This is a genomic window from Johannesbaptistia floridana (assembly GCF_057440575.1).
The window spans coordinates 1-14,241 of the sequence record NZ_JALKVM010000209.1 but is presented as its reverse complement, the minus strand read 5'-3'; the positions used below and the strand labels follow the sequence as shown (position 1 = coordinate 14,241).

General features: G+C 35.3%; 7 protein-coding genes. 4 read left to right on the top strand and 3 right to left on the bottom strand.

The window, feature by feature from the left end:
* Positions 1-445 precede the first annotated feature (445 nt).
* Both MW688_RS13645 and MW688_RS13640 read right to left on the bottom strand, forming a co-directional pair.
* Positions 446-1,465, bottom strand: coding sequence for a sulfotransferase family protein (locus MW688_RS13645; protein WP_486736561.1), 1,020 nt, complete (start codon positions 1,463-1,465; stop codon positions 446-448).
* Positions 1,466-1,487: 22 nt separating this feature from the next.
* Positions 1,488-2,450, bottom strand: a complete 963-nt coding sequence (locus MW688_RS13640; RefSeq protein ID WP_486736560.1) for a sulfotransferase family protein — start codon at positions 2,448-2,450, stop codon at positions 1,488-1,490.
* Between the two features lie 422 nt (positions 2,451-2,872).
* Between MW688_RS13640 and MW688_RS13635 the strand changes: the two genes are divergently transcribed.
* The gene (locus MW688_RS13635; RefSeq protein WP_486736559.1) at positions 2,873-5,257 is read left to right on the top strand and encodes a beta propeller repeat protein; all 2,385 of its coding nucleotides are present in this window, start codon (positions 2,873-2,875) and stop codon (positions 5,255-5,257) included.
* A gap of 143 nt (positions 5,258-5,400) precedes the next feature.
* Here the strand turns inward: MW688_RS13635 and MW688_RS13630 are convergent, their stop codons facing one another.
* Positions 5,401-8,310, bottom strand: coding sequence for a malectin domain-containing carbohydrate-binding protein (locus MW688_RS13630; protein WP_486736558.1), 2,910 nt, complete (start codon positions 8,308-8,310; stop codon positions 5,401-5,403).
* Positions 8,311-8,954: 644 nt separating this feature from the next.
* On the opposite strand from MW688_RS13630, the gene MW688_RS13625 reads away from it, so the two are divergent.
* The 3 genes from MW688_RS13625 to MW688_RS13615 all read left to right on the top strand — a co-directional run bounded on the left by MW688_RS13625 (position 8,955) and on the right by MW688_RS13615 (position 13,354).
* Positions 8,955-10,511: a B12-binding domain-containing radical SAM protein gene (locus MW688_RS13625; RefSeq protein ID WP_486736562.1), complete on the top strand. Its 1,557-nt coding sequence runs from the start codon at positions 8,955-8,957 to the stop codon at positions 10,509-10,511.
* A gap of 37 nt (positions 10,512-10,548) precedes the next feature.
* Entirely contained in the window at positions 10,549-11,889 is a 1,341-nt protein-coding gene (locus tag MW688_RS13620; protein ID WP_486736557.1) for a DNA sulfur modification protein DndB, read from the top strand.
* 538 nt (positions 11,890-12,427) lie between these two features.
* Positions 12,428-13,354: a diguanylate cyclase gene (locus MW688_RS13615; protein WP_486736556.1), complete on the top strand. Its 927-nt coding sequence runs from the start codon at positions 12,428-12,430 to the stop codon at positions 13,352-13,354.
* The last annotated feature ends 887 nt before the right edge of the window (positions 13,355-14,241 follow it).

Sequence of the window (14,241 nt, the reverse complement as noted above, 5' to 3'; positions counted from 1 at the left end):
CAAATGAGCAACTTTTAGCAGTAATGAGTAGATATTTTCAACTGTATTTAGCCCCACCACAATTGGAATCTGAATCAGAAGAATTATAGGCTCTCTTCTCACATCTTCCACCAGTACGTCTGTACTAAATTAACCTCAGAAAAAGTTCATTTCTCTTTAGTCTAAGATCGTAGCAAAGGTCATCCGTTCCCCGGATTTAAAATCCGGGGCGATAGATGACCGCCCATACGCGGTCAACCAATTTTTAAGCGCGATCGCATTAATTCTTTAACTCATTACTTCAAAACTTCAAAACTCATTACTTATTACTTCAAGACTTCAAAACTCATTACTCATTACTCATTACTCATTACTCCAAAACTCATTATTCATCCACCAGTAACATTAGGTATAGATGCAAGATGTGAGTCTTGGCGTTTGCTGCTAAATTGTATCCAATTAAAAACTATTTTAATCGCCTCATAATTGCCGATCGCAAACTACGTACTCTATTCAAACTAAAGAATATTGCTAACACCAGCTTTAGAGGAAATCCTGTTAAACTCACAATTACACTAGCAAAGTTAGGAGAAACAGATTTTATCGGGTAGTTATATTGTTCCATTAAAGAATCATTAATTTGCTGACACCAAAAAATCTCTACATCGTTTAACCCTCCATTACGCCAATTTTCTGCTTTAGTCTTATCAATACCAATTTTTTCTACGTAATCCTGAGTATTAGAAGAACCGATTTGAGGAACTTCTAACAGATTGTCGCTGTAAGAAATATCTAAAAAAGAACAAATTTCTTGAACTTTTTCTCTAGGGTTTAATACAAGATCTTCAAACTGTATCTCTTGTACACGATCATCTTCGACAAATTGTTTAGCTGAATTAATATTGCTATGCCAGAGTTTACTGATTGTGATGGGATGATAATTTATCCAGTAGCGTATACTCTCTTTTTTGGGAATATTATCTGATAAAAAAGGACGTTTCCATCTTCTTTTTTGAGATAATAAAATATCACGAGGATCCCGAACTATATGAAGAACACGGGCTTCAGGAAATGCTTCTAAAATCTCACCAATGTAAAGAATATTTTGTGGTGTTTGTTCACAAGGCCGACTTTTCTGGTTAAGTTGAGTTTCATATTTAAGAAAACTTGCAAAAATAGACACTGGAAACAAAGGTTGAGGTAGCTTTTCAATTATCTGTTTACTTTCTTCTAAAAAATCTTCATCTTTACCTTTACTTAAATAACCATTGCGTTGAGTATTTAACAGTCTTGCAAAAATCCTAGATGCTTCCTCTGAAGAGATTTCTATCTTTTTTTGATCGGGATTCCACATTTCTTCAAAAAAATGAAGTTCGTCAAAAGTAAATATTTCTGGATGACAATTTAGAATTCTACCAACCATTGTGGTTCCGCTACGACTATTACCAACAATGAAAATAGGATTTAATGTGTTAGAGGTATTCATATTTTTTTTATTTATTTATTTATTATACAAGCCAATCAGGTAGATTCGTGTAACCTTTTTGAACTAACTGTTCTTTAAGCTTTTGATTGTATGGAGTGTATAGACAATTAAGATATTCATAGTCATCGTCGCTAAGCTTATCTTTATAGGATTGACTATTAATAATCTGATATATATCTCTTAAGTTTTTTTTAATTCTGGGATGCGATCGCCAAAACTTTTCAAATCTATTATTAATATTTAATGCTATTCTTTGTAACTTTTTATTTTTATACCCTACCGTTTTATTTTCCACTGTTAATTCAGCCTCATCAAACATCTTGGCATCAATTTCTAACCATTCACATATATCTTTCAAAAGTGCTTTTGGATCTTCTTTTAACTCATCAAAAAAAACTACTTTCAGATTCTCATCGAAAATTTCAAACCAGTCACCGAGATAATTAGCATAGAATCCTCCGTCTATACCCCAATAAGTATCGTTTTCTTGCTTTAATTTTTCTTCAAGAGGCATGTTTTTACATGTTTCTATATACTCCTTTATACTTACTGTTTTATCTATTTCTGTCATACTTTTCTTATATTTAAAAAATGATAAAAAGCGATCTATAGGGTTACGTAATATTATCAATATTTTGATATTATTCCCCAGTGTTTTTTCAATAGCTTTAGCTAATTTAGCACCACCTTCAAAATATCCAGGAGTAGCCTCTAAAATATATTTTTGACCTTGACAGTGAGAAAAATATTGACAGTATTGTTGATAAGGATCTATTGCCCCTGTGTATGTTCCTGTATAACGCGAGTCCCACTGATTGTAGCGGTAAAAAGAAAAAAAACAAGTTTCTTTTACCGAGGAACAGCATATTTCTGGATGAAGAGAAAGATAACTGTATATAGAAGTTGTACCTCCTTTAACTACACCCGCTATAACAAAGTTAGGTAAACTTTTATTATTCACATTTAAAATGGTTTTTTCAGTCATATCTATAAAGTTAGTTACTTTCTTAAGTTATCAAAAATATATACAAAAAACTTTTAAAGTGTTTTCCTCATGGAGAAAATTTAGTTTTATGGATTTGAAAAAGGTAAAATGAGGAAAACACTCCCTTTAATTTTTTAAACTTATTTTAATGGCTGTTTCTCTAAAATCTGTATTATAAAATAATTGGTGATATCATCTTATCATAATGTCATGGCATTGCCAAGATGATTAAGAAAAATTTTACGATTAGATTGAGTGAGCGACCCATAGCTAAATTAAGATGATCTGGGGAGGAAAAAGACAAAACTATGACTCAAGTTTTAAAAAAATGTATCTATAGACTCAAAATTAGGATTTATATTAATGAAATTAGGAAAAGATTAAGACAATTTTTAAATTTAAGATATGTACAGAAAAAATTAATGATTTTCAAATTTTGTTGTAATTTAATTATGGGAGTAATTCTTGTTGTGTCTGTGGGATGTCAGACCAAAGTATTCACAGCAAATGAATTACAAATAGCATCATCGACAGCAAAAGGATGGGAAGTAATGCACCCGGGGGGAGGAGGACAAGTACAAGGAATATACTTTGACCCAAATATCGAAGGGAAAATGTTCTTCAACTCAGATATGGAAGGGACAAGTATTAGTTGGGATGGAGGAAACAGTTGGACAAATACAGGAACAGATACACAAAAACACCTGATGCAATTTGTGACAACCGTAGACCCAAAGAATAGTAAAAGAGTGTATAACGGGGGATTAGCAGGATTAGAAATATCCAATGATGGAGGATTAACTTGGGAATATGTAGACTTTTTTGCGAATCAGGAGAATAGAGGGTCAGTAGCAGCGATCGCCGTAAATCCCCAAAATAGCCAAGAAATTTTTGTCGGTCATGGCTGGCAAAATAAAAAAAAGAGACAACTAGACACAGTCAATCAAAAAGAAACGGGACAACGTGCCCTAGCCTATTCCTTAGATGGGGGGAAAACTTGGCAAACCTCAGTTTACGAAAAAACCAAAGGCAATAAAAATACCTATGATGTACAAGTTCATCCAGAAACCGAAAAGATTTACTTAAGTTCTGAAGCAGGAATTTATCAAGGAAATCTCAAGGATAAATCAATAAGTTGGACTCGTATCCAAACACCAGAAGAGGCGACAAGAGTATCAAGAGGCTTAACATTATCAGCCGACGGGGAACATATCTATGCAGTCTATGAAATGCAAGATGGCAACTATGGGCTATTTGGTAGTGAAGTCGGGCAAATATCCTGGCAAAACTTAACTAGTAACCTTCCTAAAGATGTGAGTTGGTGGAGACCAAGAGTAGATAGTCGTGACCTAGGAGACACACATCACCTTTTATTAGGAACCAGAGTAGCTGAGGCTGCCGGATTGCATGAAGCCGTAGTCTCCTGGAATAATGGACAAGCATCCTTAAGTGAAAATTGGCGCAAAATCTTTAATAAAACTGCCGGAACTAAATGGAATTATGACCCAGGTTGGAAAGAAACCAATCCCAGAGTAGGACATTATGGTTATACCCCCGCCAGTTGGCAGGAGCGAAAAGTTTGGACGAGTAGTGATGAGGGAATTTACGAAGGCAACCCCGAAGGAAACATTTACACCGATTGGGAACCTCGTTGGACCAAAAAATTAGCCGATGGTACCTATCAAAGCCGGGGATTTCAATCCACATTTAATTGGTCAATGGATGGAATAAATAACTTTGTAGCCCAAGGACAAGCAGACAATGGATTTGTCTATAGCTTCAATGGTGGTAACAGTTGGCTTCAGGATAACAAACCAGGAAGTGATATTGGAGCCATAGAAATAGTACCTGCTAGTCAACCTATTTTACTTACGGGTGGGGCCTATGTCTACGGTGGTGGATGGCCTGGTAGCAAAGGTTCTTTGTATGCAAGAAAATTAAGCAGTGATACCAGTAAATTTGTCAGTCGGTGGATTTTAATTGGGGGGTCCAACGGGGGTATAAATGGATTAGATGAGAATAAAGGAGGAGGTCCGAGAATTTATAGTATTGCCTATGACCCCTTTGAACCGAACGAGATTTATCTAGGAACAGAAAAAGGAGTTTATTTTCATTCAGACCTGGGGAGTTTAGTCAATGGTAACAACCTGGAAAATTTTGAGCAACTGAATATTTCTGGACAAAATGTCTCGGTGAGAAAAATCATGCCAGATCCCAATTACCAGGACGTACTATATGTCTTGCAGAATAATGGCACTTATCGAGTAGAAAATGCTGGGGAAGCCGGACAAAATTGGTCGAAGATTAGTTCTTTTCGTGCCGTAGGAATGTCAGGAGGAGACCTAGCTGTATGGGATAATGGCCCTCAAACTTATATTGCCACGGGAGATGACGATGGGAATGTATTTATAGCAGATACTTCCGACGGCTTAGACTCTACTGATGATTTTGTCAAAGTTTTAGATTATCAACAGATTTTAGCAACCCGGAGGCCAGAATTAGAGCCTTGGTTTGAACCTAACGATAGCATTGGCATTGGTTCAATTGCTGGGAAAGGAAATCAGATTTTTGTCGCCCTTAATTCAGAAGGTAAACATGGTTATGGAGTGTTGAAAGGAGAAATCCTAGACAATAATCAAGTAATCTGGGAAGATTGGACTAATTCTGGAACTGACAGCGAAATGAAATATTCTCGTTCTCGTCGCTCCGAAATTTTTACCACGGGTGGTCAAGAGTATTTATATGTAGCTAGTAGTGGTATGGGCATGTGGCGTCGTGAGATTAAGGTGGATTCTTCAGGGATTTAGTGACAGGTTTTACTCAGACCAATAACTCAAGATTATTGACCACAAAATGGCCAAGAGAGGCGCTCTCCGCTTTTGCTGGCAATTTTGAGTAAGTTTATTGCACCCCGCTTTAAGTTGTTAAGCATAATTTAGGCCAAAGAGAATTAATATTGAAGAATTTCAATACCATTGATTAAGGGATCTTGTACCTGATGCAAGAACTCAATATTAAGAATTCCATCGGTTACATTGACAACATTACTGATCATTCCTCCAATGTTATGACCAAACTGTTTCGATAAGTCAACATTATCAAGATTGCTTGGTACACTTCCTTCTATGGCTACATCAAATATTCTTTCTCCAGGATTTTTAGCCCCATGCCAGGCATTACCCATAAATAATCGAACTTCGTATTTACCTGGCATAAGTTCATCAAACGCATACTCCATATTTGCTGATGTACTACTATTGTAGCGTTCATTTCTAAAGATATCAACGGGAGTATTTTGAGGTAAAGTTGTTCCCACAATAACTGAGGAAGAAGAATATGTTTTATTGTTACCTGGCTTAATTAGGAATGTGCTGTTGTTATTTAATGTATCTTCTGACCAAGGAATATCTCCATCAAGAGCAGCTATCTCTGGACCTCCTGCATTCACTCGGTACAAAACCTGATTACTACTAGTCGAGGGTGGAATTGGAGAAGATTGCTCTAATTCCTCTTGAGGAGGAAGCTGTGACTCCTCAATTGAGCTATTATCATTAATCTCACGACGCCACATACCCATGCCACTACTAGCTACATATAAATACTCTTGACCACCCGTAGTAAAAATTTCGGAGCGGCGAGAACGAGAATATTTCATTTCGCTATCAGTTCCAGAATTAGTCCAATCTTCCCAGATTACTTGATTATTGTCTAGGATTTCTCCTTTCAACACTCCATAACCATGTTTACCTTCTGAATTAAGGGCGACAAAAATCTGATTTCCTTTCCCAGCAATTGAACCAATGCCAATGCTATCGTTAGGTTCAAACCAAGGCTCTAATTCTGGCCTCCGGGTTGCTAAAATCTGTTGATAATCTAAAACTTTGACAAAATCATCAGTAGAGTCTAAGCCGTCGGAAGTATCTGCTATAAATACATTCCCATCGTCATCTCCCGTGGCAATATAAGTTTGAGGGCCATTATCCCATACAGCTAGGTCTCCTCCTGACATTCCTACGGCACGAAAAGAACTAATCTTCGACCAATTTTGTCCGGCTTCCCCAGCATTTTCTACTCGATAAGTGCCATTATTCTGCAAGACATATAGTACGTCCTGGTAATTGGGATCTGGCATGATTTTTCTCACCGAGACATTTTGTCCAGAAATATTCAGTTGCTCAAAATTTTCCAGGTTGTTACCATTGACTAAACTCCCCAGGTCTGAATGAAAATAAACTCCTTTTTCTGTTCCTAGATAAATCTCGTTCGGTTCAAAGGGGTCATAGGCAATACTATAAATTCTCGGACCTCCTCCTTTATTCTCATCTAATCCATTTATACCCCCGTTGGACCCCCCAATTAAAATCCACCGACTGACAAATTTACTGGTATCACTGCTTAATTTTCTTGCATACAAAGAACCTTTGCTACCAGGCCATCCACCACCGTAGACATAGGCCCCACCCGTAAGTAAAATAGGTTGACTAGCAGGTACTATTTCTATGGCTCCAATATCACTTCCTGGTTTGTTATCCTGAAGCCAACTGTTACCACCATTGAAGCTATAGACAAATCCATTGTCTGCTTGTCCTTGGGCTACAAAGTTATTTATTCCATCCATTGACCAATTAAATGTGGATTGAAATCCCCGGCTTTGATAGGTACCATCGGCTAATTTTTTGGTCCAACGAGGTTCCCAATCGGTGTAAATGTTTCCTTCGGGGTTGCCTTCGTAAATTCCCTCATCACTACTCGTCCAAACTTTTCGCTCCTGCCAACTGGCGGGGGTATAACCATAATGTCCTACTCTGGGATTGGTTTCTTTCCAACCTGGGTCATAATTCCATTTAGTTCCGGCAGTTTTATTAAAGATTTTGCGCCAATTTTCACTTAAGGATGCTTGTCCATTATTCCAGGAGACTACGGCTTCATGCAATCCGGCAGCCTCAGCTACTCTGGTTCCTAATAAAAGGTGATGTGTGTCTCCTAGGTCACGACTATCTACTCTTGGTCTCCACCAACTCACATCTTTAGGAAGGTTACTAGTTAAGTTTTGCCAGGATATTTGCCCGACTTCACTACCAAATAGCCCATAGTTGCCATCTTGCATTTCATAGACTGCATAGATATGTTCCCCGTCGGCTGATAATGTTAAGCCTCTTGATACTCTTGTCGCCCCTTCTGGTGTTTGGATACGAGTCCAACTTATTGATGAACCGTTGAAATTATCATCGAGATTTCCTTGATAAATTCCTGCTTCAGAACTTATGTAAATCTTTTCGGTTTCTGGATGAACTTGTACATCATAGGTATTTTTATTGCCGCTGAATTTTTCGTAAACTGAGGTTTGCCAAGTTGTTCCTCCATCTAAGGAATAGGCTAGGGCTCGTTGTCCTGTTTCTCTTTGATTGACTGTGTCTAGTTGTCTCTTGTTTTTATTTTGCCAGCCATGACCGACAAAAATTTGTTGAGTATTTTTGGGATTTACGGCGATCGCTGCTACTGACCCTCTATTCCCCTGATTCGCAAAAAAATCTACATATTCCCAAGTTAAGCCTCCGTCATTGGATATTTCTAATCCTGCTAATCCCCCGTTATACACTCTGTTACTATTCTTTGGGTCTACGGTTGTCACAAATTGCATCAGGTGTTTTTGTGTATCTGTTCCTGTATTTGTCCAACTGTTTCCTCCATCCCAACTAATACTTGTCCCTTCCATATCTGAGTTGAAGAACATTTTCCCTTCGATATTTGGGTCAAAGTATATTCCTTGTACTTGTCCTCCTCCCCCCGGGTGCATTACTTCCCATCCTTTTTCTGTCGATGATGCTGTATTATTTTGAAGGTTATTTTCTTGTATCATAATTTTTATAATTTTAAATATTTCTCAACTTATTTAAAATTATTCTATTAATTTTAATTCTTCTTAACGACAGAATTAATACCTAAAAACTTTTTGATTATTTTTTAAAATACTGATTTTTAACTAAATATAATCTTTTAAGTGTAATCACTTAAATAACCCTTGACAAGTATTAATTCTAATCATTTAAGCTAAAATTTATTACTTTCAGAACTTCATTGGTAAAATTTAATACTAAATCCGGTTATATATCCTAGTTAAAAATAAGATAAAGCAGTCTATATAGAAAAATTTTTCATCATCAGACATAAAACTTGATACTTTGAAGTTAGAATGACAGAGATTTAAATCTAGGCGATCGCCTCAAAAGTTTCTATTAAAATCAATTCTTCGCCTCCCGCTTTGAATAAAACTACTACAGTTACTTAAAAGCTGAAACTATTACTTGATAAGGTTTTTAAAATATGTAAGTTAATTTTTAAGTATAATTACTTAGTTAATTGTCTCAATAAGTAATTAGTATGCAGCTTGGTAGATCAAAGAAGATATCGCTGATTTTAGATTAATTACTCTGTACAAGGTAACTATTTTTCTTGAAAACTGCTATAACAAAAAAGAAGAAAGTGAAAAAACTGGAGGTATACTTGCGAGCTTTATTAATATATCCTATATTTCCGCCAACTTTTTGGTCCTACGATAAAATTTTGGAATTAGTAAACCGCAAAGTATTGCTACCTCCTCTAGGATTAATTACAGTTGCGGCCATTTTGCCCCAAACTTGGGAATTTAAACTAGTAGATCGCAATATTCGTGCTGTTACCGAAGAGGAATGGGAATGGGCTGAAATTGTTATCTGTAGCGCCATGATTGTGCAAAAAGTAGATTTACTCAATCAAATAGCGGAAGCCAAAGCCAGAGGTAAACTAGTAGCTGTGGGTGGTCCATACGCCACCTCGGTACCAGAAGAAGTATCTAAAGCTGATTTTTTGATACTAGACGAAGGAGAAATTACTCTGCCTCTATTTGTAGAAGCAATTTCTCGGGGAGAAATCCATGGTGTTTTTCGCAGTTCAGAAAAACCAGATGTAACCATAACACCAATACCCCGTTACGATTTACTGGAATTAGACGCCTATGACTCCATGTCGGTACAATTTTCTCGTGGTTGTCCATTTCAATGTGAATTTTGCGATATTATCATTCTCTACGGACGCAAACCTCGCACCAAAACTCCTCAACAACTTTTAAAAGAACTAGACTACCTCTATGAATTGGGATGGCGTAGAGGAATATTTATGGTAGATGATAATTTTATTGGTAATAAACGTAATGTTAAACTTTTACTCAAAGAATTAAAAATTTGGCAACAAGAACATCAATATCCCTTTCGTTTTAACACTGAAGCCTCTGTGGATTTAGCTCAAGATCCTGAATTAATGGAGTTGATGGTAGACTGTAATTTTGACGCAGTGTTTTTAGGAGTAGAAACTCCAGACGAAGAAAGCTTAAAATTAACGAAAAAATATCAAAATACTCGCAATTCCCTGACAGAAACTATTGATACTTTAACTAAAGCAGGTTTAAGACCCATGGCAGGTTTTATCATTGGCTTTGATGGGGAGAAAAAAGGAACCGCTAGTCGGATTATTCAGTTCGTAGAAGAAGCTGCTATACCTACAGCTCTATTTGGTATGTTACAAGCACTTCCTAATACTGCTTTGTGGGATAGATTAGAAAAAGAGGGAAGATTACGGACTGGTGGCAGACAAGATATTAATCAGAGTACTTTGATGAATTTTGTGCCTACTCGTACCATTGATGAAATTGCTGAAGAATATATAGAAGCCTTTTGGCAATTATACGACTCCCATACCTTTTTGAATCGTACCTATCGCTGTTTTCTTAAATTAGGGGCACCTCGGGCCAAAACACCTTTTAAATTACCAGAATTGATTGATTTAAAAGCATTAGCTATAGTTATTTGGCGCCAAGGGATTAAAAGAAGTACCCGTTGGCAGTTTTGGCATCATCTTTTTAGTATTATTAAACATAATACTCCGGTTTGGGAGCATTATCTTACTGTTTGTGCTCATAATGAACATTTTTTAGAATACCGCGAAATCGTACGTAGAGAAATTCAACAACAATTAGAAGAGTTTAAAAAGCGGGAAGAACAAGCAGTTTTAGAAACAAGTGCTTAATTTGGATAACATGTAAATTATATTGAGGAGGACATTAATGGCTGATTATGTTCCCGCCTTAAAAGCCCGTATGGGGGATTGGGAATATTATGTAACAGTGATGAAACTTGGGAAAATAGCTCGTGAATGTAGACTTGCAGACGAAATTCATGCACATAAAGATTTAGATGATTTAATTCAACGAGCAATACAAGACCGTGTGCAAAAGGAAATGGTACCGTATCTTTTGAATGAAACTCAACGTTTTTACGGAGCTTTAGTGGTAGCTGTTTATGGGGGAGAACCGGAATTTTCAGCAGTTCGAGTAGCTGAACATCAATTAATAGATGATCAAGATCGACATAGTTATGGTTTTGGTTTATTACGTTTCGATGGCAGTCAAATTTACTATGCTTTGGATGGACAGCATAGACTTAAATCTATACAAGAAGCCCTTGCTAAAAATCCAGATCTTGCTCAGGAAGAAATTAGTGTAATCATTCTTAAGCATGAACAAACTAAAGAAGGATTAGAAAGAACGAGAAGATTGTTTTCTACACTTAATCGCCGGGCTAAACCAACTTCATTAGGTTTAAATATTGCTATCGATGAAGATGATCCCATAGCAATTGTTACTCGCAGATTAATTAAAGAAAATAAACTACTTCAAGGTTTAGTATTAACTAAATTAGGCTCTAAACAAATATCACCTAATAAGTCTCACGACCCCTATATAACAACAATTTCTGCTTTATATGATACTAATGAAATTTTACTTAGTGCTTATGATGGAGGGTTCAAGATTGATAAAAACTTTAAGCAATTTAGACCTTCTGAAGATGTTCTTGACGAATACTATAACTTTTTAGAAAAGCTGTGGATATTAATGTTAGAAAAATGTCCAGGATTTACAAGTATTTTAGACGGCAAGAAAAAACCAGGAGATATTCGTAAACGCATCAATTCACAAAAATTACAAGCTTTGGATGATTCAGGAAAACCAATAGCCGGAGGTAATGTTTTTGCTCGTCCTATAGGTCAATTTATTATCGCAGAAGTAATTAAACTAGCTTTAATTCAAGGAAAACCTATGGAGGATACTATTGAAGCGATTATGACCAATGTGAATATGGATATTGATCAACCACCATGGGTAAGAGTGATTTGGAATCCCTCTACACAAAAAATTATGGCAAAAAATACCGACAGACAATTGTTAGTATCAATTATTAGTTATTCTCTAGGATTAAAAATTAAATCAAAAGTAAGAGATCTAAAACAGAAGTATCGTGAGTTAGTAGAAGATCCCAAAGCCTCTTTGTTACCACCTATACAATGGTCTGGAAATGTAGACTTGTTTTTTGATGCAGTTGAAAAAAATGAATTTGAAGAAAACTAAATGACTTGAGAAGGTCTTTATCAAGTTTTATTTCCAATGTCCAATAACAGACATAAGCATTACTAAAAGAATTATGGGAATTGAGTCTTGGAGTTTGTAGAATCCGATCATTTCTCCCAAACTTTGCTAGTATACTACCTTAGCTCCCTTAATTTTATACTTTTTTTACAAATAGTCTTTTATTATACATACTGAAATTACCCCAGAAGATAGATTTATAAGTAGATTGTTTTCAAGTAAAATATATTACTATTAAAAGGCAAAACTGCAAAAGCTACTTTATTGGCAATAATAGTTATCCAAAGAGTAACTAGTGAGTATTGTAGCGATCGCTTAAATGATGTTTTCAAAAGCCTATCTGAGTTAGGGGCATATTTGCTTCAACGGCTCGTTAGTACTTATAATAAGAAAATGATTTGCATTAATAAAAAACAATCTAGTCAAAAAAGTAGAAACAAGAGAATCAAAAAATATAATTTATAATGTAGTTTCAATCAATTAAGTCTAGACCAACGTAGTTTTAAAACTAACTTTTAATATGGAAAATTTTTGTCCTAAAAGTTTTTTAATTTTAATTATTGATGACAATGATGATAATTTGAAAATTTTACAATATATTGTCGAAGAAATTGGATACAGAACAATCACTTGTACAGATGCAAATCAAGGGTTAAAAAAAGCCAAGGAAACTTCTCCAGATTTAATATTATTAGATTTAATGATGCCTCATATCAATGGCTTTGAATATTGTAACTTAGTCAAAAATATTCCTCACTTAAAAGACATCCCAATTATTTTCATAACAGCAAGCTGTAGAATAGAAGACTTAACAAAAGCTTTTGCTATGGGAGCTGTTGATTATTTGACTAAACCTTTTAATCGAGTGGAACTTCTTTCTCGTGTCAAAACTCATTTGAAGTTACAAGACACAACTAAGAAATTGAAACAAGCTTTAGCCCAACTACAACAAATGGCCGAAACAGATGTTTTAACAGGTATTTATAATCGGCGTTACTTTTTGGAATATGCGGAGAAAATATTTAATCAAGCTCAAGTTAAAAACACTATTTTTTCAATAATTATCATAGATTTAGACCATTTTAAAAAAATAAACGATACCTATGGTCACTATGTTGGAGATTTAGTTTTAAAAGAATTTGTCGCTAGAACTCAAAAAATTATCTCTGAGTCAGACTGCTTTGCACGCTTTGGTGGAGAAGAATTTATTATTTTATTACAAGGGGCATCTGCTGAAGTAGGTTCAGTTATAGCAAATACTATCCAACAAGTAATAGATAAAGAACCGTTTTTAATTAATAGTCATGTTATTTTTGTAACTGTTAGTCTTGGTGGTTCTACCTATGAAATGAATAAATTTTCTTTAGAACAAATTATTAATCAGGCGGATAATGCTTTATATGAGTCAAAAAAACAAGGTCGTAATCAAGTCAGGTGGAGCAAGTGATTATTCTTTTTTAATATTCCTAATAATAAAAAATCTCCTGAAAAAGATCGCCTTATAAAAATTATAGAACTAAAAGGCGATCTTTTACTTATTTATTACTTAGACCAAAGCACTCCTAAAAAAGTACTAAATAGGCCAACAGGCGAGAATCAATTTTTAAGGGGGTTAGGATCAATTCTTTAACTCATTACTTCAAAACTTCAAATCTTCTTACTTTAAGACTTTAAGACTTCAAGACTTCAAAACTCCTTACTCCTTACTTCAAAACTTCTTACTTCAAAACTCCTTACTCAAAACTCATTACTCAAAACTCATTACTCATTATTCATCCACAAGTAAATGAGTGATAAAGATGCGAGGGCTAAATACAGTTGAAAAATATTTACTCATTACTGCTAAAACTTGCTCATTTGATTAGCTAAATAGCCAGAATGGGTAAGTTTTAGTTGGTTGACAATTAGGGACAAAGGGATAATTGAGAGATAATTACTGTGTTTTCCCCTTGATTATAAGTCGTTTAGTGCGCTAATAGAGAAACTCTCGACCAACTATTGTTTAGCAATGATATAACCCACTTTTCGCACGTCAAATAGTATTATGAAGAGGAGTCAGGAGTCAGAATTCAGGAGTCAGTATATTTTGTTTATATTACACAAAAAATTCCTAGGTTTTTTTGAGTAGAAGTACTCAGATTTTTTTAAGTACTTTTGTATTTTTAAATAACTTAAAATATTCTTAAAGCTTACTAAGTATTAATTACTAACTCCTGACTCCTGGCTCCTGGCTCCTGACTCCTTTTTTCCAGGTTACAATTAGAAGTGCGTATGGGTCAGATATAATATTGATACTTAAGTGGTTGTTGATGATGGTGAAAAAAAAATCTAATA